This is a genomic window from Polynucleobacter sp. MG-6-Vaara-E2 (assembly GCF_018687695.1).
In the GTDB taxonomy this organism is placed as follows: Bacteria; Pseudomonadota; Gammaproteobacteria; order Burkholderiales; family Burkholderiaceae; genus Polynucleobacter.
Genome location: NZ_CP061303.1, coordinates 92,849 through 115,240, shown reverse-complemented (window position 1 = coordinate 115,240; position 22,392 = coordinate 92,849). Strand labels below are relative to the sequence as shown.

General features: G+C 44.0%; 27 protein-coding genes. 3 read left to right on the top strand and 24 right to left on the bottom strand.

Features of this window, described 5'->3' with window-relative positions; genetic code table 11:
- Positions 1-8: 8 nt before the first annotated feature.
- Positions 9-1,409, bottom strand: a complete 1,401-nt coding sequence (locus tag ICV38_RS00665; RefSeq protein ID WP_215381809.1) for a cytochrome bc complex cytochrome b subunit — start codon at positions 1,407-1,409, stop codon at positions 9-11.
- A gap of 10 nt (positions 1,410-1,419) precedes the next feature.
- Positions 1,420-2,022 (bottom strand): ubiquinol-cytochrome c reductase iron-sulfur subunit, encoded by a 603-nt coding sequence (petA, locus tag ICV38_RS00660; RefSeq protein WP_215381807.1) that lies wholly within the window; start codon positions 2,020-2,022, stop codon positions 1,420-1,422.
- A 137-nt stretch (positions 2,023-2,159) separates the two neighbouring features.
- Here petA and mscL point away from each other — a divergent pair, with 137 nt between their 5' ends.
- Entirely contained in the window at positions 2,160-2,615 is a 456-nt protein-coding gene (gene mscL, locus ICV38_RS00655; protein ID WP_215381805.1) for a large conductance mechanosensitive channel protein MscL, read from the top strand.
- Between the two features lie 209 nt (positions 2,616-2,824).
- Here mscL and ICV38_RS00650 read toward each other — a convergent pair whose 3' ends face one another.
- Together ICV38_RS00650 and ICV38_RS00645 are read right to left on the bottom strand one after the other, a co-directional pair.
- On the bottom strand, positions 2,825-4,897 hold the full coding sequence (locus ICV38_RS00650) for a glycosyltransferase family 41 protein (RefSeq protein WP_215381803.1): 2,073 nt from the start codon (positions 4,895-4,897) through the stop codon (positions 2,825-2,827).
- Between the two features lie 252 nt (positions 4,898-5,149).
- Positions 5,150-6,475, bottom strand: coding sequence for a porin (locus ICV38_RS00645; RefSeq protein WP_215381801.1), 1,326 nt, complete (start codon positions 6,473-6,475; stop codon positions 5,150-5,152).
- A 207-nt stretch (positions 6,476-6,682) separates the two neighbouring features.
- Between ICV38_RS00645 and ICV38_RS00640 the strand changes: the two genes are divergently transcribed.
- Positions 6,683-8,146 carry a tetratricopeptide repeat protein gene (locus ICV38_RS00640; protein WP_215381799.1) on the top strand — a complete coding sequence of 488 codons (1,464 nt, stop codon included), beginning with the start codon at positions 6,683-6,685 and terminating at the stop codon, positions 8,144-8,146.
- Here ICV38_RS00640 and tatC read toward each other — a convergent pair.
- From tatC to hisB, 10 genes are read right to left on the bottom strand one after another with little or no spacing between them, the layout of a single operon-like run.
- Positions 8,143-8,919: a twin-arginine translocase subunit TatC gene (gene tatC / locus ICV38_RS00635; RefSeq protein ID WP_215381797.1), complete on the bottom strand. Its 777-nt coding sequence runs from the start codon at positions 8,917-8,919 to the stop codon at positions 8,143-8,145. The two genes, ICV38_RS00640 and tatC, sit on opposite strands and share 4 nt — an antisense overlap.
- 26 nt (positions 8,920-8,945) lie before the next feature.
- A complete protein-coding gene (gene tatB / locus ICV38_RS00630; protein ID WP_215381795.1) occupies positions 8,946-9,422 on the bottom strand; it encodes a Sec-independent protein translocase protein TatB in 477 nt (158 codons plus the stop codon).
- A gap of 51 nt (positions 9,423-9,473) precedes the next feature.
- Positions 9,474-9,695, bottom strand: coding sequence for a Sec-independent protein translocase subunit TatA (gene tatA / locus ICV38_RS00625; RefSeq protein ID WP_215381793.1), 222 nt, complete (start codon positions 9,693-9,695; stop codon positions 9,474-9,476).
- A gap of 25 nt (positions 9,696-9,720) precedes the next feature.
- Complete coding sequence (locus tag ICV38_RS00620; protein WP_215381792.1) at positions 9,721-10,077, bottom strand: histidine triad nucleotide-binding protein; 357 nt, start codon at positions 10,075-10,077, stop codon at positions 9,721-9,723.
- A gap of 6 nt (positions 10,078-10,083) precedes the next feature.
- Positions 10,084-10,485 (bottom strand): phosphoribosyl-ATP diphosphatase, encoded by a 402-nt coding sequence (locus ICV38_RS00615; protein WP_215381791.1) that lies wholly within the window; start codon positions 10,483-10,485, stop codon positions 10,084-10,086.
- Between the two features lie 40 nt (positions 10,486-10,525).
- Positions 10,526-10,939, bottom strand: a complete 414-nt coding sequence (hisI, locus tag ICV38_RS00610; RefSeq protein WP_215381790.1) for a phosphoribosyl-AMP cyclohydrolase — start codon at positions 10,937-10,939, stop codon at positions 10,526-10,528.
- A 25-nt stretch (positions 10,940-10,964) separates the two neighbouring features.
- Positions 10,965-11,723: an imidazole glycerol phosphate synthase subunit HisF gene (hisF, locus tag ICV38_RS00605; protein WP_215381789.1), complete on the bottom strand. Its 759-nt coding sequence runs from the start codon at positions 11,721-11,723 to the stop codon at positions 10,965-10,967.
- On the bottom strand, positions 11,723-12,484 hold the full coding sequence (hisA, locus tag ICV38_RS00600) for a 1-(5-phosphoribosyl)-5-[(5-phosphoribosylamino)methylideneamino]imidazole-4-carboxamide isomerase (RefSeq protein WP_215381787.1): 762 nt from the start codon (positions 12,482-12,484) through the stop codon (positions 11,723-11,725). Before hisA ends, hisF begins: the two co-directional genes overlap by 1 nt.
- A gap of 21 nt (positions 12,485-12,505) precedes the next feature.
- Positions 12,506-13,162 carry an imidazole glycerol phosphate synthase subunit HisH gene (gene hisH, locus ICV38_RS00595; protein ID WP_215381785.1) on the bottom strand — a complete coding sequence of 219 codons (657 nt, stop codon included), beginning with the start codon at positions 13,160-13,162 and terminating at the stop codon, positions 12,506-12,508.
- A 50-nt stretch (positions 13,163-13,212) separates the two neighbouring features.
- On the bottom strand, positions 13,213-13,800 hold the full coding sequence (hisB, locus tag ICV38_RS00590; protein WP_215296139.1) for an imidazoleglycerol-phosphate dehydratase HisB: 588 nt from the start codon (positions 13,798-13,800) through the stop codon (positions 13,213-13,215).
- Positions 13,801-13,916: 116 nt separating this feature from the next.
- Between hisB and hisC the strand changes: the two genes are divergently transcribed.
- The gene (hisC, locus tag ICV38_RS00585; RefSeq protein ID WP_215381782.1) at positions 13,917-14,984 is read left to right on the top strand and encodes a histidinol-phosphate transaminase; all 1,068 of its coding nucleotides are present in this window, start codon (positions 13,917-13,919) and stop codon (positions 14,982-14,984) included.
- 22 nt (positions 14,985-15,006) lie between these two features.
- Here hisC and hisD read toward each other — a convergent pair whose 3' ends face one another.
- From hisD to mlaD, 10 genes are read right to left on the bottom strand one after another with little or no spacing between them, the layout of a single operon-like run.
- Positions 15,007-16,329, bottom strand: a complete 1,323-nt coding sequence (gene hisD / locus ICV38_RS00580; protein WP_215381779.1) for a histidinol dehydrogenase — start codon at positions 16,327-16,329, stop codon at positions 15,007-15,009.
- A gap of 16 nt (positions 16,330-16,345) precedes the next feature.
- Complete coding sequence (hisG, locus tag ICV38_RS00575; protein ID WP_215381776.1) at positions 16,346-16,972, bottom strand: ATP phosphoribosyltransferase; 627 nt, start codon at positions 16,970-16,972, stop codon at positions 16,346-16,348.
- Positions 16,973-16,992: 20 nt separating this feature from the next.
- Positions 16,993-18,267, bottom strand: a complete 1,275-nt coding sequence (gene murA / locus ICV38_RS00570) for a UDP-N-acetylglucosamine 1-carboxyvinyltransferase (RefSeq protein WP_215381774.1) — start codon at positions 18,265-18,267, stop codon at positions 16,993-16,995.
- A 54-nt stretch (positions 18,268-18,321) separates the two neighbouring features.
- A complete protein-coding gene (locus ICV38_RS00565) occupies positions 18,322-18,570 on the bottom strand; it encodes a BolA family protein (RefSeq protein WP_215381765.1) in 249 nt (82 codons plus the stop codon).
- Positions 18,571-18,605: 35 nt separating this feature from the next.
- Positions 18,606-19,406, bottom strand: coding sequence for an ABC transporter permease (locus ICV38_RS00560; RefSeq protein ID WP_215381763.1), 801 nt, complete (start codon positions 19,404-19,406; stop codon positions 18,606-18,608).
- Positions 19,403-20,155: an ABC transporter ATP-binding protein gene (locus ICV38_RS00555; protein ID WP_215381761.1), complete on the bottom strand. Its 753-nt coding sequence runs from the start codon at positions 20,153-20,155 to the stop codon at positions 19,403-19,405. The genes ICV38_RS00560 and ICV38_RS00555 overlap by 4 nt, the downstream gene beginning before the upstream one ends.
- 4 nt (positions 20,156-20,159) lie before the next feature.
- The gene (locus ICV38_RS00550) at positions 20,160-20,417 is read right to left on the bottom strand and encodes a lipid asymmetry maintenance protein MlaB (RefSeq protein WP_215381759.1); all 258 of its coding nucleotides are present in this window, start codon (positions 20,415-20,417) and stop codon (positions 20,160-20,162) included.
- Between the two features lie 15 nt (positions 20,418-20,432).
- Positions 20,433-21,074: a phospholipid-binding protein MlaC gene (locus tag ICV38_RS00545; RefSeq protein ID WP_215381758.1), complete on the bottom strand. Its 642-nt coding sequence runs from the start codon at positions 21,072-21,074 to the stop codon at positions 20,433-20,435.
- A gap of 60 nt (positions 21,075-21,134) precedes the next feature.
- On the bottom strand, positions 21,135-21,893 hold the full coding sequence (locus tag ICV38_RS00540) for a VacJ family lipoprotein (RefSeq protein WP_215381756.1): 759 nt from the start codon (positions 21,891-21,893) through the stop codon (positions 21,135-21,137).
- Positions 21,893-22,375: an outer membrane lipid asymmetry maintenance protein MlaD gene (gene mlaD, locus ICV38_RS00535; RefSeq protein WP_215381748.1), complete on the bottom strand. Its 483-nt coding sequence runs from the start codon at positions 22,373-22,375 to the stop codon at positions 21,893-21,895. The genes ICV38_RS00540 and mlaD overlap by 1 nt, the downstream gene beginning before the upstream one ends.
- Positions 22,376-22,392: the final 17 nt, after the last annotated feature.

The following is a 22,392-nucleotide window of genomic DNA, read 5'->3' as shown; positions in this document are numbered from 1 at the left end:
TGTCTAAATTAATGGGACTTAAAAGTAACGCGTGTTGGAACTGGCTTGAATGTTCCAAGCGTACTCCAGAACGGCATTGCCAGGAAGAAGCCCAGATAATAAATAGTGCATACCTGAGAAATCTTTTCAAACACTGGTGATGGAGGCTGAATACCTAGATAGCCCAAGATCACAAAACTCACCACGAACACGCCATAGATATATTTATGAAACTGTGGGCGATAGCGAATTGATTTGACTGGTGAATGATCAAGCCAAGGCAAGAAGAACATGATCACAACAGAACCACCCATGATCACAACACCCCAGAACTTAGCATCAAACATGAAGAATCCGGCAGCCAACACTAAAGCGATTGCAGCACATGCGCCCTTAACTTTGAGATTCTTACTCTTCAGAGCAAACATTCCTAAAATGACGGCCAAAAAGATCCACAAAGGCAATAAGAAGTTTGCCGTAGTTGCACGCAACATCGAGTAGAAGGGCGTGAAATACCAAACTGGCGCGATATGCGGAGGCGTTTGCAATGGATTTGCAGGGATGAAGTTATTTGCTTCAAGAAAGTAACCGCCCATCTCTGGGGCAAAGAACACGATGCTTGCAAAAACAATCAGGAACCCGCCTAAGTACATTACGTCATGCACGCTGTAGTAAGGGTGAAATGGAATGCCATCAACTGGATGGCCATTTGCATCCAAGCTCTCTTTAATTTCAACGCCATCTGGGTTGTTTGAACCAACTTCATGCAGGGCCAAAATATGTGCGGCTACTAAGCCAACCAATACCAATGGAATTGCAATCACGTGGAATGCAAAGAAACGATTGAGAGTGGCATCACCCACAACATAATCGCCTCGCAACCATAAGGACAAATCTGGGCCGATGAATGGGATTGCAGAGAACAAGTTCACAATCACTTGAGCGCCCCAATAAGACATTTGACCCCACGGGAGTAGGTAGCCAAAGAATGCTTCGCCCATTAAGCACAAGAAAATTGCGCAACCGAAAATCCAAATCAGCTCACGTGGCTTGCGATAGGAACCGTAGATCAGACCGCGGAACATATGCATATAAACCACTACAAAGAACATCGAAGCGCCAGTGGAATGCATATAGCGAATCATCCAGCCCCATGGTACTTCGCGCATGATGTATTCAACTGACTCAAAAGCCTTTGCAGCATCAGGCTTGTAGTTCATGGTCAAGAAAATACCAGTAAGTATTTGATTTACCAATACCACTATTGCTAGTGCGCCAAAAATGTAGAAGAAATTTAAATTCTTCGGCGCGTAGTACTCGCTCATATGGCGCTTAAATGCTTCTGTTACAGGCAAACGTGAGTCAACCCAAGCCATCAACTTTTGGGCTGCTGAGGCGTCTGCCGGGACTTGCTTTTCTTGGAATGCCATTTATCTCTCCTTAGGCCTTCTTATCGTCGCCAATCAGAATCTTGGTGTCGCTCAAATACATGTGAGGCGGGACTTCAAGATTGTCTGGGGCTGGTTTATTTTTAAATACGCGGCCTGCCATATCAAAGGTAGAACCATGGCACGGGCAAAGGAAGCCGCCTGGCCAAGTATTTGGCAATGATGGTTGAGCGCCTGCCTCGAACTTCGGTGTTGGAGAGCAACCTAAGTGGGTGCAAATTCCAACAACCACAAGGTACTCAGGCTTAATAGAGCGCCACTGATTCTGTGCATACGGGGGTGTGAATTGAGCTGGATCACGCAAGGAATTCGGGTCTGCCAATTCGGCATCAATATTAGATAACTCGGCCACTTGCTCAGGTGTACGACGAACCACCCAAACAGGCTTACCGCGCCATTCAACCATTCTCATCTCATCAGGCTGCATACCAGTGATATCGATCTCAACAGCTGCGCCAGCAGCCTTAGCACGCTCAGATGGCTCAAAACTGTCAACAAAAGGGTAAAGGGCAGCTGCCGCGCCTACACCACCTACCGCGGAAGTGGCGATCAACCAATTACGGCGATCTTTGTCCATACAGGGCTTGTCACTCATTTACAAAATTCCTAGAAAGGGTATTTATGGGTGGAAATTGCTTAAAGGTAGGATTTTAAAGTAAAAAGTAGGGTAAGCAAGAAAGTTATGGGGTTAATCTCGGGTTAATCAGGATTTGGACAAAAAAGGGAGCATTTATGGGCGTTTTAAAGGAGTTTCGGGACTTCGCAGTCAAGGGTAATGTGATCGACTTGGCAGTCGGCGTCATTATTGGCGGGGCCTTCGGGAAAATCGTGGATTCCTTGGTAAATGACATCGTTATGCCGGTAATTTCGACCCTTTTAGGGGGTCATATTGACTTCACCAACCTTTTCATCGTTTTGGGTCACGCTCCCGAGGGCGTCCCCAAAACCTTCGATGCACTCAAGAAAGCGGGCGTCCCCATTTTTGCCTATGGGAACTTCATCACCATTTCGATCAACTTCATTCTCTTGGCTTTTGTTATTTTTCAAATGGTAAAGATTGTCAATAAGATTCGCCAAATCGATGCACCGCCATCACCACCTGTTTCCGAAGATGTAATTTTGTTACGAGAAATTCGAGATTACATAAAAACTTCAGCGAAAGGTTTAGACTCCTTGACAGAGAAATAAATAAATTCACTTCTCTGTCAAGCTTGGCAGTAACTAGGGCCAAATTTATCATTCCATGATCCACATCTCGAGGTATTGGGCCCCGTCAACATAGATTCCAATGGATTTGACTTAATTGAGATCACTTAATTTCATAAACTTTTAAATAATTTATAAATGTTTTTTAATTCATATGGTTTCTAAGTTTTTAAAATGCTAAGTTTAAATTTTCATTCCAGATAAATGTCAATAGGATGAAGACCTTGCATATAATTTTTAAAAGCTTTTAAGTAACCCTGCTCTATCTTTTCTACAAATATCTCAGTATTAAATAAGGGACTACTTATAAGGTTTTTTTCTAGCTTATCTTTAATTTGAAGATACTTTTCAGAATCAGTTGCCAAGTCAATTGCTCTTTCTTGATAATCCCTGTACGTTTTTGCAATAAGTGTTTCTAAGCCCAATGATGTCAAGATGCTTGAGGCCATACGCCCGGCAAATGTATTACCCTTTTTCGTTAAAACTGGAAGTCCGGCCCATAGAGCATCATTTGCTGTAGTGCCAGCATTAAATGGTAGCGTATCTAAAAAAAGGTCTGCAAATTTATATCTTTCTAAATACTCATGATAATTAAGATTTTCACCGAAGATTAGCCTGTCTGGGTCAATGCCTCTGGCATTAGCTTCCTTGCGTAGATTATTAACTGCAAAATTACTTCCCTTAGCCAGCCACAAAATACTACCTTCAACTTTGAGCAAAATTTGGGCCCAAACATTAAAAATATCAGGGTTAATTTTATGCGTACTGTTAAAACAACAGAATACAAAACCTTTTTCAGGAAGCCCATAGTGAGCACGAGTTAATTTTTTTTGGCAAATAGGGCGTGTTGAATCGCTCACTTGAAAACAATGGGGCAAACAAATAAATTTTTCAGAATAATGCGAGCTACCGCCGGATGAAATAATAAATTTGTCGACAACAATATAGTCTATAAATGGTGCCCCCATGGTACCTGGATACCCCAAATAATTTACTTGTATAGGTGCTATACGGGCGGAAAATATATCTGTTCGAGCATCCTTTGTGTAGCCACACAAATCAACCGCAATATCAATTCTTAATTTGCGTAGTTCATAAATTAAATCATCTTGATTAAGGTCATCCAGTTCATAGAACTCATCAAATGCTTTCACTAGACGACTTCTGTAAGCATCTTTTGAGTCTACACGCTTGAATGATATACCTATTATTTCAAATTGATTTCGATTGTGTTTTTCATATAACTCTGCGGTTAAATAGGATACTGGGTGCGATTTAAAATCCGGCGAGCAATAAGCAATACGTATTTTTGTACTTTTACTATTTCGATCAAACGAAACTTTTTGATCACACTGGTACATATCAGCAAATGATTTTGCTGCCTTTAGCTGCATCTCTGCGTCATCGTAAATCCCCAAAACAACTAAAGGCTGTAGCTCAATATTTTTATTATTAAAGTTACTAAGAATTTTTTCCTTGTCTTCATCATAGCTAGTCCAGTCACACTGTTGTAACTTAGAGTGAACCAATAGCCCGTATAGGAAATCTAGCTTGGGATTTATTTCAAAAGCTTTACCCAATGCAGTAGTTGCTTTGTCGTATAACTTTAGATCAAGCAGCATTTCGCCCAATGACATCCAGGCCTCAGCATAATTAGACTTACAACTAATTGCCCCATTAAAAGATTCTAAGGCTGCATCATATTGATTTAATTTATGCAAAAGTAATGCGCGGTTGTACCACGCCACGCTACAACTTGTATTCAAACGTATTGCGTTTTCGTAAGCAATCAATGCTTGATCATTCAAATTTAGGGCTTGAAATGGTGTTGCCATATTGAGCCATGGAATATAGTTTTTTTCATTTAGGCTAATGGCGCGCTCATAAGATTCTATAGATTGTTTGTATTTTTTTAACTTACTTAGTGCCATTGCATAATTGCACCAAATAACTTCTGATCGTGGATTAATGCAAATTAATTCTTCACACAATTTTTCTGCATCTTCATACATTTTTAAATCAAGGAATACAGATGCTTTATTAGTTAATATATCAAGGTCTTGATCACTGAGTTCGTAGGCTCTATCGTAAAGCTCTAATGCGTATTCATGGTTACCTTGAATAGATTCGATAATTGCTAAGTTGTAATAAATACGATAATCGCCTGAATCAATTTCAGCGACATTCTGAAAAATTTTTTTTGCCTCTGCGTACCTTCCCTCCTTTGCATATGTTAGTCCGATAGTTATTAGATCTTTTTTCATTTTTTTGTGTAAACAATTTGGTTTAATTTAGATGTCTTGCAAAAATTTTGTCTTTTATTTTTAAGTCGTGTATTGACAGCATAGACCCTCTAAATTTCAAGCTCAAATAAAAGGACAACTTGAGGACTTGGTATTATTACTCCGATTAGCACTCTTACACGCCAAATGATTTACTAGAATAAAAAAACCCACTGTGTTACCACAGTGGGTTTTTAGTTTCTTCTAACCTAAGCTGGATAAACCAGCTTCAAATTAGAAAGTATGACGCATACCTAATGCATAGTTACTTCCAGCACCAGCTAACCCGTTATTCTGGATGTTAGAGCTAGTATTGTAAGAACCGTAAATAGCATAGAGGTTTGTTCGCTTGCTTAGGTAGTAATTAGTACCTAACTGATACATATTGCCATTAGCAGTAGGCAAGCTTGGTGCTGTAGCTGAAATTGCACCAGTGTACTTTACTAAACCAGCGGAAGCCCAAGCCTCAACTGTAGGAGTGATGTAGCTACGTACACCAATTTGCTCTGCGGAGCGCTTAAGTTGGTTACCAATAACTTGTGTGCCAGCGGCTCCAATACCACCACCATTAGTTGTATTTTGGTTGATAGTACGAGTAATGTACTGGGCATAAGCCTTCAAGATACCGAAGTCATAAGTTGCACCGGCATACACCTGTTGATCAGTATTATTTGTTGGTGAAAAAAGAACTGTTGAAGTACTTCCAGCAATCGGTTGACCGCTAGTTGGGCCAGCACCACCTAAGTTTAAGGTTGTACCAGCGCCGAATGTAACTTGGTTATCGTATTTTGTACGGAACTGTTGCATTGCAGCTGTTACATACAACTTTTGCCATGTATAGTCAGCACCCAAGCCCCAACCACCCCAGTTAACGTTGCCACCCTGTGAACCACCAGCTGCTACCAAGTTTGTTGAGTTAGCATTGTTCAATGCATAGAAGCCGCTCAAACCAAAACCTGCAAACTTATCGGATGCAAGGGAAACTTGATTGTCAGCACGGTTTGTCATTGTATTCAAGTATGTGTTGGTGCTTAAACCAGAGCTTGAACCAGAGTAAATCGCATCGCCCATCATGTTATTCATTTGACCAGGGCTAGTAGCAGCAGCAGCTTGGAAAATGGTTGTGTATTGGCGACCGAATGCAATTTGACCGATACCATTCTTTTTCAAACCTGCAAAAGTTTGACGGTTATCAATTGCTGAACCACTAGCGTCGGTAGTTTGCTGTAAATCGTATTTAGGGTTAGCTGCAGAAGAACCAGACAAATTACCCAATTGTGGGTTGACGCCCATTTCGATTGTGAAGAACGCAGAAGCGCCACCACCCAAATCTTCTACACCTTTGAAACCTAGACGGCTTGAGCTTTCAGCTCCAGCGCCAAACTGATTGGACTGAGCCTTAGCTGAACCGTTCAACACGGAAGTTGAAGTAGTTGTTGTAACTGTATTTGCACCAATGTAGCCAACATCCAAGATACCGTAAACGGTTACGCTGGATTGAGCCTGAGCAGCGCCAACAATTGCTGTTGTAGCTGCAAGAGCGAATAGCGATTTTTTCATTCTATAAATCTCCATAAATTAAAAGTGATGCCCAAATACTGCTGGGACGGTTCATTTTCCTTCTAGTGCCTTGCTAGACCTGGGGTATGGGTATTTAAAGTCTCCTTTTGCTTGTCAAAAGGTAGTTTTTTTGCTTTCTTCGTTGTATATCGACAACAAACCCCTAAATTTCTGTCTATTAAATGCTCCATGTGACAAAATTGTAATGTGGCAAGTCGCGAATTCTTAAAAATCCTAAGCTCAGCACGCCTTGGTGATGCTTCCGCGCAACAAAAATTGGCGGAAGCCTATCTCACTGGCGCCTTCAAAACACCTGTTCAACCATCTAATGCTTTGATTTGGCTAGAAAAATCCTATTTAAACCTTAAAAACCAAGAGTCTGAAGGGGTAAATTCTATCAAGGGGTATATCGATCAACTATTTGCGCAAATAGCCAGAATTCCCCTGGCCAGGACCTTTAATACTGCGGCATTTGAATTTGGCTGGGAGTCTTTTTGGCAGCTGGCCGAAGCCAAGGTAGACCCCAAATTAACTTTTCCAGCCAAATGGCAACTAGTAGAGCTACTCATCAATCCTGACAATCAAGAAATTCAATCTCAGCTAATGGAGTGGATCAAAACCAGGTTGACACCATCTTCAAATGAAAAATTACTAGACCTAGATTTCAAGGGTCTCCAAAAAATAGCCCAACAGTACTTGAAAGAGCTAGCCGACGGACACTCAGAATTCACCACCCAAGCGAAAGAATTGCTCATCAAGCTGCAACCAAAAAATGAAGTACTCTCTTCACTTTGGAGCGCGTGGATAGAAAATCAAAACGAAGATGCATTAGTGCAGGCTGCTGAGTTGGGCTTAACGGCAGCAAAACTTTCCCTAGGGTTACGTCTAGCCCAGTTTGAAAGCGATAAGGTAAATAAATCAAATGCATCCCTTAAAAAAGCGGCGCATTGGCTAGAGCTTGCCGCTAAAGATGGTGATCGTGACGCTTGGTACGCACTTGGTGAAATTTATCGTCGACCCCAATTTTCTGGATACAGCGCTGCGGAAAGTGATCGCTGTTTTGATCGGGCCGCTGACCTTGGTCATGCGCAAGCACAATTTCGAAAGGGGGCAAATCTCTGGCGCAAGCGCGAAAAGATGGAAGAAAACGTTAAAGGTCTACAGGCATCTTATTGGGTTTGGCAAGCGCACCAGCAAGGCGTTCCTGAAGCAACCAATTTACTCAAAAAGATATTAGTTAGCTGCCCGGAACCGAAGAAAAATGACTGGTTTGAACTAGCTCAGTATGCAGATCAAGCCATCAGTCGCCATGCTGAACATAAGCTGAATGAAGACTGGCTGTTACTTTGTCATCGCATCATCATTGCAAACCAATTTAACTTTAGTAAAGCAGAGCTATTGCTTTCTGAAGTCGGGCAACTACAGCATGAGCACTGTGTAGTTGTAGACATACGATGGGAGCTTCCAAAGATATTACCCAGACTCATTCAGATTGAAACTATTCAGCAACGTCGTGCCCTACTAGCTGCTGGCAAGGTTTTTGCGGGTAACGATGCAGAGATCGAAGGCAATTCACGCCAAAGACGTTATCGCTTTGATCAAGTAACCAAGTGGTTGAGGGCTACTTTTTCTCAAAGTCTAAAAAGGCAAGCTGATATTGAGCCTGCTTAGCTGGAAGCGCTATCTTGGTTGTCTTCAGATGGCTTAGGGACGTAGAGACGCGCTACCAATAGCCCTAATTCATAAAGCAGAGTCATGGGGACTGCGAGTAGTAACTGAGAGAGTACATCAGGTGGTGTCACTACCGCAGAGATCACAAATGCCCCAACGATGACGTAGGGACGAATCTCTTTGAGCTTTGTCAAAGTAACCATACCCATTCGTACCAGCACAACTACCACCACCGGCACTTCAAATGTAATGCCAAATGCTAGAAAAGTAGTCATGGCAAAACTCAAGTAGTTATCAATGTCAGTAGACATTTCTGCACCTAATGGTGCGTTGTAACTCGCCATGAATTTAAATACCGTTGGGAATACTAAAAAATAAGCAAATGCCATACCAATAATGAACAAGCTATAACTACTGATGACCAGAGGCAAAATCAATTTACGCTCATGCAGATATAGTCCAGGCGCAATAAAAGCCCACAGTTGATACATTACTACCGGCAGTGCGATTAAGAACGCCACCAACATCGTAACCTTCATCGGGACAAAGAAAGATCCTGTGACATCAGTCACGATCATTTTCCCACCTGCAGGTAAAGCCTCCAATAATGGCTGAGCAAACAGATGAAAAATATCCGGGGCCCAATACACCAAGCAAATAAACACAGCGATGATTGCTAACACTGATTTGACTACGCGATCACGCAGCTCAAATAAATGCGATAGGAACGACTCCTGTATGCCTGATTCTTCAGTGGAATTATTTTCTGTCATGCCAGTCTATTCTTTTAGTTCTATCTTTATTTGCCAGAACTATGATGAAAGCGCTTCATTCTGGCGGCACCAGATTGCACACGAGTGCGGATTCCGGCAGAACGTTTAAACCAGATCGGCCTCGCTGCACGCCTCACGCCCCAACTATTGCGGCCTTGACGCTTGGTCTTGCGTAAAACCTCTTTTTCATCAAGAGGAGGTTTCTCAAAACTGGTTTCAAAAATATCTGCTTGATCGGTAAGATTCGCACTTGCCTCACTCGCCGCTGAGTGAATACTGTTTTCAACCTCTTTTAAGGCAGAGGCACTTTCTTCGCGGAACTTTTTAAATTCCTCAATTTCCATCTGCCGATTTACTTCTGACTTAACATCTGCCATGTAGCGTTGCGCACGACCAAATAAATTACCAGCCATGCGAGCCACTTTTGGCAAGCGCTCTGGTCCAACCACCACCAAAGCGACTACAGCGATCAGTGCAAGTTTTGAAACTCCTAAATCAATCATCTCAGGGAACTAAATAAAGACCGCACGAGTTTCAGTTGAGCTTTATAAAAATTATTTATTAAGATCTTTGGCGTGTACATCAACAGTTTTATCTGTCGCGCTAGCGCCTTGTGAAATTTGCTCTTTTGGCTCTTCGGATGTCTTCATGCCATCTTTGAAGCCCTTAACAGCACCACCTAAGTCTTGACCAATATTACGCAATTTTTTGGTACCAAATACCAACATTACGATGACCAAAACAATTAACCAATGCCAAATGCTAAATGAACCCATGTCTAATCTCCTTGGAATACTTAAATTACTTTTTCCAGGGGCGGGGACCGCCCATCACATGTAAATGCAAGTGATAAACCTCCTGCCCACCATCTGCCCCACTATTTACCATCACTCTAAAGCCGCCATCCTTACCAGGACGGCAACCCTGTTCTTTAGCAAGACGGGGCGCTAATTCCATCATTCTACCCAGCAAAGGAGCATCTATGCTTTCTGCTGACTCCAACATGGGAATATGTTTCTTGGGAATCATCAAAAAATGTACTGGTGCAGCTGGATTGATGTCATTAAATGCATAGATCTCATCATCCTCATACACCTTTGCCGATGGAATCAGTCCCTGAGAAATCTTACAAAATAAACAACTAGGATCATGACTCATTTGAATTTAATCCTTATTTGCTGCTTTTCTGGCGGCTCTCTCTTCAATACCTGAGGTACCTAAACGACGATCGAGCTCGGCAATCACATCCTCAGGACGCAAATTAAATTGAGAAAGCGCTATCAAACAGTGGAACCAAAGATCAGCCATCTCACCAACCAACAATTTTTTCTGCTCAGAGGCAAGATTAGAAGCGCGCGCATCTTTCGCAGCCATGACAGCCTCGGTAGCTTCTTCACCAATCTTTTTCAAGATACCGTCATCGCCTTTTGAAAACAACAAGGCGGTGTAAGACGTTTTTGGATCAGCATTTCCAGCTTTAAATGCATCACGACGTTGGTCGACTACATCGGCTAAATGCGCCAATGCAGAGTCTAAGTTGGAGGGTTTATTTGCTGAGCTACTCATAGGTTTATTTTATGTCTTTTATACAAAGGCCAACTATCTGCTATTTCTTTGGTTTTGACTCATCAACCCAAGCAGCCTTACCGGAATCCCACTTCTGGAAAAAACAACTGTGCTCCCCAGTATGGCAAGCAATGCCATCTTTTTGTTCAACGATGAGCAAAATCGTATCGCCGTCGCAATCCAAACGAATTTCCTTCACCTTTTGAGTGTGACCGGACTCCTCACCCTTATGCCACAGCTTTTGGCGTGACCGCGTCCAATACACAGCCTCGCCTAAACGCAAAGTAGCCAAAAGTGCATCGCGGTTCATCCAGGCCATCATCAAGATGTCATTGCTACCAAACTCTTGGGCAATCACTGGAACCAAGCCTTGCTCATTCCAGGCGATAGCATCTAGCCAAGGGCCTGCTTCAATCGATTGAATGGGGGTAAAGTTGCTTTGAGATTGGCTCATATATGAACTTTACCGTGAAACAGGCTCAAATACGAACCGGGATTCCCTGAGCAGCCATATATTCTTTTGCCTGCTGGACTGTGTACTCACCATAATGAAAGATGCTGGCAGCCAAAACTGCATCAGCATGGCCCTTGGTAATACCATCAACCAAGTGCTGCAAATTACCTACGCCACCGGAGGCAATCACTGGAACAGTGACAGCATCACTGACAGCAGCAGTTAGTGCCAAATCAAAACCATCTTTGCTGCCATCGCGATTCATGCTGGTTAATAGAATCTCACCCGCCCCGCGTTTAGCAACTTCAGTAGCCCAAGCAACTACATCAATGCCAGTTGCTGTTCTACCGCCATGTGTAAATACTTCCCAATTACCCGCTTCAGTTTGTTTAGCGTCGATTGCAACCACAATACATTGAGAGCCGTAATAGGCTGCCGCATCTGAAACTAAATCTGGATTAGTGATGGCGGAAGAATTGATGCTCACTTTATCAGCACCAGCATTAAGTAAGCGACGCACATCAGCCACTGCACGCACACCACCACCAACAGTAAGCGGAATAAATACTTGTGATGCGACATCTTCAATAATGTGCAGGATCAAATCACGCCCATCGGACGTCGCGGTAATGTCTAAGAAAGTTAACTCATCAGCGCCTTGAGTGTCATAACGCTTGGCGATTTCTACAGGATCGCCTGCATCACGCAAACCAACAAAGTTCACTCCTTTAACAACGCGCCCTGCTGTGACATCCAAACAAGGAATAATTCTTTTGGTTAACACTAGGTAATGTTCTTTTTGTATTTGAGTGTTAACTCATCAGCATATTTTTGAGCAGCTGCCAGATCAAGGTCACCAGCATAAATAGAGCGCCCAGCAATCACGCCCATCACACCCTCTTCTTCGGCTTTACAGAGCGCTTCAATATCTTTGTTATTAGAGAGGCCGCCACTGGCAATCACTGGAATACGGATTGCTTGAGCCAGCTTCATCGTGGCCTCAATGTTAACGCCTTGGAGCATGCCATCGCGACCAATGTCGGTATAGATAATGGCCTCTACACCCCAGTCTTCAAATTTCTTGGCGAGATCAATTACTTCATGGCCGGTAATCTTGCTCCAACCATCAGTGGCTACTTTGCCATCGCGAGCGTCAAGCCCTACCATCACCTGTCCAGGAAATGCCGTGCAAGCATCCTGTACAAAGCCGGGATTTTTTACTGCAGCAGTGCCAATAATCACCGTGCTAATACCATCATCCAATAAACGTTCAATTGTTTCCAGATCCCGAATGCCGCCGCCAAGCTGAACCGGAATTTCATCTCCTACAGCTTTGAGAATCGATTTGATAGCGGACTCATTTTTGAGTTTTCCAGCAAACGCGCCATTCAGATCAACTAAGTGCAAGCGTCGCGCGCCTTTGCTAATCCAATGCGCAGCCATAGCCCCTGGATCTTCAGAAAATACCGTGGCTTTATCCATATCACCTTGTTCTAGTCGAACGCAGTGGCCGTCTTTAAGATCAATTGCAGGGATGAGCAGCATAGTGAAACGTTAATAAATTAATTAAGGTTGCCAAGAAAGAAAATTTTGATAAAGCTTTAACCCGTATTCTGCACTTTTTTCCGGATGAAATTGCGTTGCAAAAATATTATCTCTTGCAACCGCAGATGTAAACCAATCGCCGTATTCAGTAGATCCAGCAGAATCTTCTTTACGTTGCGGCACAACATAGTAGCTATGCACAAAGTAAAAACTCGTTAAATCCGGAATTCCCTCCCAAATGGGATGCTGGCGGTCTTGACGGACTTGATTCCAGCCCATGTGGGGCACTTTGTAAGCTGAGCCGTCGGCTTGCTTTTTACCCTTTAAATCAAAGCGACGTACTTCCCCAGAAATGAGCCCTAAACAAGGTGTCCATTGCTCATTAGTCCGAACTTCTGCACTTTTATCAAAGAGCATTTGCTCACCTACACAAACCCCTAACAATGGCTTGTTTTTGGCGGCCTCTAGCAATGCTTCGAGGAGACCAGACTCCTCAAGATGTTTCATACAATCAGGCATGGCGCCTTGACCAGGCAACACCACGCGATCGGCAGTACGAATTTCTTCTGGCTTGTGAGCAATCAATACCTTGTCATCAGGCGCTACATGATGGCATGCCTGATATACGGAACGAAGGTTACCCATTCCGTAATCAACGATCGCAATAGTTTGCGCCAAAATTTAGCCTATCTTTGCTGTTATCTAACGGGCAACTAGAAGTATCTAGATTAGAGACTACCTTTGGTTGAGGGAACCGAACCAGAAGCGCGTGGATCAATTGCCAAAGCCATCCGAAGCGCACGCCCAAAGGCTTTAAAGACTGTCTCAATCTGGTGGTGCGCGTTGATACCGCGCAAATTATCAATGTGCAAAGTCACTCCTGCATGGTTTACAAAACCACGGAAGAACTCGATGCTCAGATCAACGTCAAAATCACCAACCCGCGCACGGGTAAATGGGACATTGAATTCCAGGCCTGGGCGCCCAGAAAAATCGACCACTACGCGAGAAAGGGTTTCATCTAAAGGAACATAAGAGTGGCCATAACGGGTAATACCTGCTTTATCGCCCACTGCCTTTGCAAAAGCTTGACCTAATGTAATACCCACATCCTCAACGGTGTGATGATCATCAATATGGGTATCACCCTGGGCAACCACCTTGAGATCAATCATGCCGTGACGGGCAATCTGATCGAGCATATGATCTAAGAAAGGCACCCCTGAGGCCAGTTCAGCCTTACCAGTACCATCTAAATTGATGGAAATTTGAATTTTGGTTTCCGAAGTGTTTCGGGTAACGTCGGCTTGCCGCATGCTTCATTGCGCCGCGAGGCGAAGTGTTGATTGAAGCCTCATAATATCATTCCTAGAAGATATATAAATGCTGTGATTGCTTCCCTTTATTTCTGATTTTTGACCCGAGTACCCTCATGAGCCGTTTTTGGAGCCCTGTTGTTCAAACTTTGACCCCCTACGTTCCTGGGGAGCAACCGCAAATGCAGCGGCTGGTAAAGCTCAATACCAATGAGAGTCCTTATGGCCCATCACCCAAAGCGCTTGTGGCAATCATCAGCCAAACAAACGATGACTTGCGCCTATATCCAGACCCAGAAGGCACAGCTCTAAAACAAGCCATTGCCAAATTGCATGGCCTCAATCCAAACCAAGTGTTTTTAGGAAATGGTTCCGATGAGGTTTTGGCTCACGTTTTTGCTGGCTTGCTCAAACAAAGCAAGCCTATTCATTTTCCAGACATCACCTACAGCTTCTATCCGGTCTACTGCAAACTCTTTGGCATCGACTACAAAACAGTTCCACTAGGAACTGAGTTCGAGATCAATACAAATGACTACGATATACAAAATGGTGGAATCATTTTCCCTAATCCTAATGCGCCCACCGGCAGATCAATTGCTCGTTCAGAAATTGAAAAGCTTCTTGCAAAAAATAAAGACTCTGTCGTAGTAATTGATGAAGCCTACGTAGATTACGGAACGGAATCCTGCATCCCCTTATTACGTGGCAGCAGTTGCCCTGAAAATCTTTTAGTAGTACACACACTGTCTAAATCTAGAGCATTGGCTGGCCTAAGAGTTGGCTTTGCCGTTGGTCATCCCGCCCTGATTGAAGGCTTGGAGCGAGTAAAGAACAGCTTTAACTCCTACCCTTTAGGCCGACTAGCTCAGGCAGGCGCCATTGCTGCGATTGAAGATCAAGCGCATTTAGAAGCAACTAGCGCCAAAGTCATACAGACGCGTACAAAATTAGTTGAACAATTAAATGTCTTGGGCTTTGATACATTGCCATCAACAGCAAACTTTATTTTTACCCGCCACCCAAAACATAGCGGGGCTAAGTTATATCAAGCCTTGAGAGATCGTGGAATCATCGTCCGTCACTTCAAATCACCCCGCATTGAAGAGTTCTTGCGTATTACGATTGGTACCGATGAGCAAAGCGGCGAACTCGTCGCCGCTTTAAAAGAAATTCTTGTTTGATTTAAATCGAATTACTTTTGAATTATTTCTTCAGGCGCATCTCAGCTGCGCGTGCATGCGCTTGTAGGCCTTCGCCGTGCGCTAGTGTGCTAGCTACGACACCCAAAGTTTGCGCGCCGGCTTCACTCACTTCAATCATACTTGAGCGCTTGATGAAGTCATAAACACCCAAAGGGGAAGAGAAACGTGCAGTGCGAGCAGTCGGCAGCACATGGTTTGGACCTGCGCAGTAATCGCCAAGAGACTCACTGGTGTAATTGCCCATAAAGATAGCGCCCGCATGACGAATTTGCTCGGCCCACTTACGTGGCTCTGCAGCACAAATCTCTAAGTGCTCTGCAGCAATGGCATTAGCAATTTCACAAGCCTCGACCATATCCTTTACATGAATCAGCAGGGCCCGATTAGCCAAAGAAGCTTCAATGACCTTTGCCCTTGGCATTTCAGGTAACAGCTTGTTAATGCTTGCCTGTACTTGATCAATATAGGCCGTATCCGGGCACAACAAAATTGATTGCGCTTGCTCATCATGCTCCGCCTGGGAGAACAAATCCATTGCAATCCAATCGGGGTTGCTAGTGCCATCACATAAAACCAAAATCTCAGAAGGGCCAGCAATCATGTCGATACCTACCGTACCAAAAACTCTGCGCTTAGCAGCAGCAACATAGGCATTACCGGGGCCGACGATCTTGTCTACCGATGGAATAGTCTTGGTGCCATAAGCCAAAGCACCAACAGCCTGAGCGCCGCCAATCGTAAAGACGCGATCTACTCCAGCTAAATAAGCTGCAGCCAATACCAAAGGATTACGTGCGCCATCAGGCGTAGGCACCACCATGATGACCTCCGCTACACCCGCAACTTTTGCAGGAATCGCATTCATCAAAACGGATGATGGATAAGCAGCCTTGCCACCAGGAACATAAATGCCAACACGATCCAAGGGTGTTACCTTTTGACCAAGACGAGTGCCATCAGCCTCTTCATATTCCCAAGAGTGGCAGCCTGCTTCAATCTTTTGTTTTTCGTGATAGGCGCGCACTCGTTTAGCCGCAGCATCAAGAGCATTTTTTTGCTCAGTAGATAAAGAGCTATAGGCTTGTTCCAAGTCTTTGCGCGGGACTTCTAGCTCGGCAATGTTAGAGATATTTAAGCGATCAAATTGCTTTGTGAAATTAAGAACTGCGGCATCGCCCTGGTCTTTAACAGCAGCCAAGATTTTGACAACTGCAGCATCAATCGCCTCGTCATCTGCCATAGGCAAAGAAAGGCTGGCAAGCAGCGTTTCTTTGAAACCCGCATCTTTGCTGTTGAGACGCTTAACCTTAACTTGTGAAGACATTGAATGTGTTTTTAGCTTAACTCAATAAATCAAAAATGGGTTGTAGCTGAGCACGCTTGCGTTTATACGAAGCTTGATTCACCACCAAACGTGCGCTGATATCGGCAATAGGCTCAACCTCTACCAAGCCATTGGCTTTGAGAGTATTACCAGTGGAAACTAAATCCACAATGGCATCCGCTAAACCTACCAAGGGAGCAAGTTCCATAGAGCCATAGAGCTGAATCGTATCAATATGCACGCCTTTGTTAGCAAAGTGATCGCGTGCGCAGTTGACATACTTTGTTGCAACTTTTAAGCGTGAGCCTTGCTTAACTGCGCTAGCGTAATCAAACCCATCGCGCACTGCAACTGACATACGGCACTTAGCAATATTCAGATCAAAAGGAACATATAAACCATCAGTACCTTTTTCCATCAATACATCTAAACCCGCTACGCCAAAATCAGCGCCACCAAATTGAACATAAGTTGGCACATCAGAGGCGCGCACAATAATCAAACGTACATCCGGATTGGATGTCTCGATAATGAGTTTGCGGGACTTCTCAGGATCTTCTTTCGGCACAATACCAACCTTAGATAAGATCTGGGCAGTCTCTTCGAAGATGCGGCCCTTGGACAGGGCTAAAGTCAATTTCATGACTGAATTATCTCTCAGGCTTACTTGACGCGCTCAATGTTGGCGCCTAACAGCGTCAACTTCTGCTCCATGCGGTCATATCCACGATCTAAATGGTAAATACGATCTACCTGGGTTTCACCCTGAGCGGCCAGTCCAGCGATGACCAGGCTGGCTGAAGCACGCAGATCCGTAGCCATCACAATAGCTCCAGAGAGCTTTTCCACACCCTGCGCAATTGCAGTATTGCCCTCAATTGCAATGTCAGCGCCCAAGCGATTGAGTTCTTGAACGTGCATAAAGCGGTTCTCAAAAATCGTTTCTGTAATTGTAGAGCTACCACTAGCTACCGCGTTTACCGCCATGAGTTGCGCCTGCATATCTGTTGGAAATGCGGGGTACTCAGAAGTACGAAAACTCACTGCTTTAGGACGAGTCTGCATGGAAGCTTTAATCCAATCAGACCCCACTTCCATTTGAAGACCAGCTTCTTTGAGCTTCGCCATCACAGCATCAAGCGTATCAGGACGACAGTGATTTACCAGAACTTCGCCACCAGCCGCAGCGACTGCACACAGGAAAGTACCCGCCTCAATCCGATCCGGAATTACAGAGTGCTCAGCGCCATGTAATTTTTCAACACCTTCAATCACTAAACGATCGCTGCCAATGCCTGAAATCTTTGCACCCATCTTGACGAGTAATTCAGCTAAGTCACCAACCTCTGGCTCACGCGCGGCATTTTCCAAAATAGTTGTGCCGGTAGCTAAAGTTGCCGCCATCAATAAATTCTCCGTGCCAGTGACGGTGATCATGTCAGTCAAAATCGAAGCACCTTTAAGGCGATCAGTTTGAGGCTTTGTCTCTGCCTGAATATAGCCACTCTTAATCTTGATGTTTGCGCCCATGGCCTTTAAGCCTTTTATATGTTGGTCAACTGGACGAGCTCCAATTGCGCAACCACCAGGCAATGAAACCTTAGCACTATGCATTCTCGCAAGAAGTGGACCGAGCACCAAAATAGAAGCGCGCATGGTCTTGACCATCTCGTAGGTTGCCTCTGAGCTCTTGATCACTGCGGCATTAAGCACTACATGATTGCGATCTCCAGCATTCGGATAAGTCACTACCACACCAATCTCTTGTAAAAGCTTAAGCATGGTGCGCACATCTTGTAGATCTGGAAGATTACGCAACACTACTGGTTGATCGGTTAGTAGACAGGCACACAGAATTGGTAAAGCAGCATTTTTGGCTCCGGCTATCTTGACCTCACCCTTAAGTGGAGTTCCACCAACCATTCTTAATTTATCCATGAAACGATTCCAGTAAAAACTTTTTTAGCGATATTGAATCTGATTGTGATTCTTTTAAGAAGTGGAGTTCTGTGCAAACTCTTCGGGTGTGAAAGCCTTAATTGATAACGCATGTACTTCAGCCTTCATACGGTCGCCCATCGCACCATATACCAATTGATGACGTTGCACTAAACGTTTGCCCTCAAACTCTGGGCTAACAATGGTTGCGAAAAAATGCTGTCCATCGCCCTCAACTTGAATATGAGTGCAGTGAATACCATTTTTGATATAGCCCTCAATTTGCTCGGGGGTTGGCAGCATACTTCTCTCCTAATAAATCTCGTCAATATTGATCATTAATGCCGGAGCTTATAGCCCTTTTTTAGCAAGCGCAAAGCTATCGCTGAAACCCCCACAAAGAAGCACAAGACAATCCCGAGACTGCTCCACGGAGATACGTCAGAGACCCCGAAGAATCCATAACGGAAGCCGTCAATCATGTAAAAGAATGGGTTGAAATGAGATACCACCTGCCAGGCCGGCGGCAGGGAATGAATGGAGTAAAAAACGCCTGACAACATAGTGGCAGGCATGATGATGAAGTTTTGAAAAGCAGCTAATTGGTCGAACTTATCAGCCCAAATTCCCGCAATCAAGCCAAGACTTCCCAAAATGGCAGCACCTAGAAAAGCAAACGTCAAAATCCACAAAGGGTATTCCAATGAAGGCAGCCCAAAGAAAATAGTAATGAGAAACACGCCTAGGCCAACAACAATTCCACGAAATACCGCAGCCAAAATATATGCTGCATAAAACTCAAAATGACTCAAAGGAGCAAGCAATACAAATACCAAATTACCAGTCACTTTTGACTGAATGAGTGATGAAGAGGTATTGGCAAATGCATTTTGCAAAACGCTCATCATGACTAAACCTGGAATTAAGAAGGCGGTATAGCTTAGGCGCCCATACACTTCCCGGCCCTCTAGCACATGACCAAAAATCATGAGGTAAAGCACTGCGGTTAATACTGGTGCCGCTACAGTCTGAAACGCCACCTTATAAAAACGCTTTACTTCTTTCAGTAAGAGGGTTGGAAAGCCACTGCCATATTCAAGAGTAGGCTTGCTTAATGCTTTATTTGAAGCATTCTTCATAATGCGCCCCCAGACATGATGTTGACAAATACCTCTTCGAGATCAGTTTTGCCTTCACCATCTTTTTTCACTGAGCCATAACGCGCAAGTAAATTAGCCGTTGTATCCAAGGCAACAATCTTGCCTTGCTTAAGCATTGCAATCCGTTGACACAATGCTTCGGCTTCTTCCAAGTAATGCGTAGTCAACACAATGGTGTGACCATCTTGATTCAAACGGCTAATAAACTGCCACAGAGATTGACGTAACTCCACGTCAACTCCAGCCGTTGGCTCATCCAAAATAATCACTGGTGGGCGATGAACTAAAGCTTGCGCAACCAATACACGGCGCTTCATGCCACCAGATAATGCACGCATATTGCTGTCGGCTTTACCGGTGAGATCTAAGTTAGCCATGATCTCGTCAATCCAAGCATCATTATTTCGAATGCCAAAGTAACCAGACTGAAAACGCAGAGTCTCTCGGACAGTAAAAAACGGATCGAATACTAGTTCTTGAGGAACAACACCCAACATACGACGCGCCTCGCGAAACGAGGCCTGAACATCAGCGCCCAAAATTTCTGCATGGCCCATGTCCGCTCGTACCAAGCCAGCCAAGATGGAAATGAGAGTAGTTTTGCCAGCACCATTTGGACCTAGAAGACCAAAAAACTCGCCAGGCTCAATTACTAATGAAACATCATCTAGCGCTTGAAGCGCCCCGTATTGCTTGGATATATTTTTAATGGATATTGCTGAATGCATACTCTTACAAACCTAGCAATGCTGAGACGCCATATACATTGGCTAACACTTTGAGTTTCTCAGGAGGACTCTGAATTGACAGGGATTGACCATCAGCCCGCAACTTTTTTTGCCAAGCTAGTAACACAGTCAAAACGGTCGAATCAAAATCTTTGAGCGCGGAGCAGTCGATTGTTTTTAATGTGGCGGAATTGAGCAAACCCTCTTTCTGCAACTGCAGAGCATTTTCTTGTGTAACAGTTTGAGGCAAAAGAAAAGGCATATCCTGGCGCTTGAATTAATTTGCTGGCTTAGCTGTAGCCAACTGTTTGTTGCGATCCTGTAAAAACTTCACAAGACCTTCAATACCATTTTGACTAATCTGATTTGAAAACTGATTGCGATAGGCCTCAACTAACCAAACACCCATAATGTTCATGTCATATACCTTCCAGCCTTTATCGGTCTTCTCCAAGCGATAATCTAAAGGCACCGGATCACCACGGCCAAGAACAACCGTTTTCACAACTACCTCTTTGTCGTCTGGGGCTGCACGTAGGGCTTTGAACTGCACAGTTTGATCACGCAATTGACTGAGAGCACCAGAATAAGTGCGGATAAGCAGGCCTTTAAATTCTGAAGTAAGTTGTGCCTGCTGTTCAGGCGTTGCTTTTTTCCAATTTGGGCCCATCGCCATTTCAGTAGTACGGCGCATATCGGTATAGGGAACAATTTTCTTTTCAACCAAATCAACGATTTTTGGGATATTGCCTTTTTGGATTTCTGGATCCGCCTTAACAGAGGCCATCACATCTGTAACGACCATCTTAATTAAAGCGTCTGGAGGGGTTGCTTGATCAGGAACCTGCGCAAAGAGTGCGCCAGAAACGAATAGCAAAGTCATGCTCAGGTATTTAGAAATCCATTTGCAACTCTTCATATATCCGTCTCGCTCTCGTTATCTTGTTAGGGCTAATTTTAGCCCTTTCACACAATACACTTACTCATAAGGATTTTCGTAAACAGGCATCTGAGGTTCTTCATCATCTCGACCCTCATTAATTTGATACTCACGTCTTTGAATATAGGCATCACGCATAAAGCTATATTTATCAATTGCGGCGCCGTCTAAAAGATCTCCAGCTTCGTAATAGGTATTTCGTGCGTTGACCACGCGCAAACCAGTAATACTGTTACGAAGACCGACATCTTTTACATATTTGAAAAGGTAATCAGACTCTAGATCGGCAACAGTTCCAAAGGTATCTCGCACGTTGCTTGGCCCAAAGAAAGGCAGAACAACATAGGGGCCAGAAGGAACTCCCCACACGCCAAGGGTTTGACCCCAGTCTTCTCTGTGCTTCTCAAGACCTCCTGGTGTCGCCAAATCAATAAAGCCACCTAAACCCATCGTCGTATTGACAACAACACGCATTAAATCATTAAAGGCATAGCCCGGCTTACCCTGCAGCAAGTTGTATGCAACGTTATAGATGTCGTTGTAGTTACTAAAGAAGTTATAGATACCATCGCGCACAAACTCAGGCAATACAAATCGGTATCCCGCTACTACTGGCTTTAACAAGTAAGCATCAAGGCCTTCATTAAATTCAAAAACGGAACGGTTAAAAGGTTCCCATGGATCGTTTGGTGAAGGCTCTACACCAGCAGGAATAGAGGCGCATCCCACCAATACAGCAACCATACAGAGTAAGACAAATTGCCGAATTTTGCTAAAGGGCTTGGCTGCAAAAAACATTACTTTGCTACGCTCTTCTCTTGGCCACTATCAGCAGCTTTGTTATACAAGAATTGACTAATTAAATTCTCAAGAACAATGGCTGATTGCGTTTGCGCAATCTTTTCGCCATTCGCCAACATATCATCAGATCCGCCAGCCTCAAGGCCAATATACTGCTCGCCCAGTAGGCCTGAGGTCAAAATCTTTGCGGATGAATCCTTGGGAAACTTATAGGACTCTTCGATAGTCATCACAACAGTCGCTTGATAGGTTTTGTCATCAAATGAGATATTAGCGATACGCCCCACCACTACACCAGCACTCTTTACAGGGGCGCGTGGTTTCAAGCCGCCGATATTGTCAAAGCGGGCTGAAATTTTGTAAGTAGGCGCAAATGACACTGCATTCATATTGCCAACTTTTAATGCAAGAAATAAAGCGGCCAATAAACCAATGGCAACAAAAATTCCTACCCAGATATCAATTGCGCTTTTTCTCATAAGAGCCTCAGTTTATT

Excerpts from the sequence above, each read along its gene's own strand:
- ICV38_RS00665 (WP_215381809.1), bottom strand. The coding sequence starts at position 1,409 with ATGGCATTCCAAGAAAAGCAAGTCCCGGCAGACGCCTCAGCAGCCCAA.
- petA (WP_215381807.1), bottom strand. The coding sequence starts at position 2,022 with ATGAGTGACAAGCCCTGTATGGACAAAGATCGCCGTAATTGGTTGATC.
- mscL (WP_215381805.1), top strand. The coding sequence starts at position 2,160 with ATGGGCGTTTTAAAGGAGTTTCGGGACTTCGCAGTCAAGGGTAATGTG.
- ICV38_RS00650 (WP_215381803.1), bottom strand. The coding sequence starts at position 4,897 with ATGAAAAAAGATCTAATAACTATCGGACTAACATATGCAAAGGAGGGA.
- ICV38_RS00645 (WP_215381801.1), bottom strand. The coding sequence starts at position 6,475 with ATGAAAAAATCGCTATTCGCTCTTGCAGCTACAACAGCAATTGTTGGC.
- tatC (WP_215381797.1), bottom strand. The coding sequence starts at position 8,919 with ATGACAGAAAATAATTCCACTGAAGAATCAGGCATACAGGAGTCGTTC.
- tatB (WP_215381795.1), bottom strand. The coding sequence starts at position 9,422 with ATGATTGATTTAGGAGTTTCAAAACTTGCACTGATCGCTGTAGTCGCT.
- tatA (WP_215381793.1), bottom strand. The coding sequence starts at position 9,695 with ATGGGTTCATTTAGCATTTGGCATTGGTTAATTGTTTTGGTCATCGTA.
- ICV38_RS00620 (WP_215381792.1), bottom strand. The coding sequence starts at position 10,077 with ATGAGTCATGATCCTAGTTGTTTATTTTGTAAGATTTCTCAGGGACTG.
- ICV38_RS00615 (WP_215381791.1), bottom strand. The coding sequence starts at position 10,485 with ATGAGTAGCTCAGCAAATAAACCCTCCAACTTAGACTCTGCATTGGCG.
- hisI (WP_215381790.1), bottom strand. The coding sequence starts at position 10,939 with ATGAGCCAATCTCAAAGCAACTTTACCCCCATTCAATCGATTGAAGCA.
- hisA (WP_215381787.1), bottom strand. The coding sequence starts at position 12,484 with ATGCTGCTCATCCCTGCAATTGATCTTAAAGACGGCCACTGCGTTCGA.
- hisB (WP_215296139.1), bottom strand. The coding sequence starts at position 13,800 with ATGCGGCAAGCCGACGTTACCCGAAACACTTCGGAAACCAAAATTCAA.
- hisC (WP_215381782.1), top strand. The coding sequence starts at position 13,917 with ATGAGCCGTTTTTGGAGCCCTGTTGTTCAAACTTTGACCCCCTACGTT.
- hisD (WP_215381779.1), bottom strand. The coding sequence starts at position 16,329 with ATGTCTTCACAAGTTAAGGTTAAGCGTCTCAACAGCAAAGATGCGGGT.
- hisG (WP_215381776.1), bottom strand. The coding sequence starts at position 16,972 with ATGAAATTGACTTTAGCCCTGTCCAAGGGCCGCATCTTCGAAGAGACT.
- murA (WP_215381774.1), bottom strand. The coding sequence starts at position 18,267 with ATGGATAAATTAAGAATGGTTGGTGGAACTCCACTTAAGGGTGAGGTC.
- ICV38_RS00565 (WP_215381765.1), bottom strand. The coding sequence starts at position 18,570 with ATGCTGCCAACCCCCGAGCAAATTGAGGGCTATATCAAAAATGGTATT.
- ICV38_RS00560 (WP_215381763.1), bottom strand. The coding sequence starts at position 19,406 with ATGAAGAATGCTTCAAATAAAGCATTAAGCAAGCCTACTCTTGAATAT.
- ICV38_RS00555 (WP_215381761.1), bottom strand. The coding sequence starts at position 20,155 with ATGCATTCAGCAATATCCATTAAAAATATATCCAAGCAATACGGGGCG.
- ICV38_RS00550 (WP_215381759.1), bottom strand. The coding sequence starts at position 20,417 with ATGCCTTTTCTTTTGCCTCAAACTGTTACACAAGAAAATGCTCTGCAG.
- ICV38_RS00545 (WP_215381758.1), bottom strand. The coding sequence starts at position 21,074 with ATGAAGAGTTGCAAATGGATTTCTAAATACCTGAGCATGACTTTGCTA.
- ICV38_RS00540 (WP_215381756.1), bottom strand. The coding sequence starts at position 21,893 with ATGTTTTTTGCAGCCAAGCCCTTTAGCAAAATTCGGCAATTTGTCTTA.
- mlaD (WP_215381748.1), bottom strand. The coding sequence starts at position 22,375 with ATGAGAAAAAGCGCAATTGATATCTGGGTAGGAATTTTTGTTGCCATT.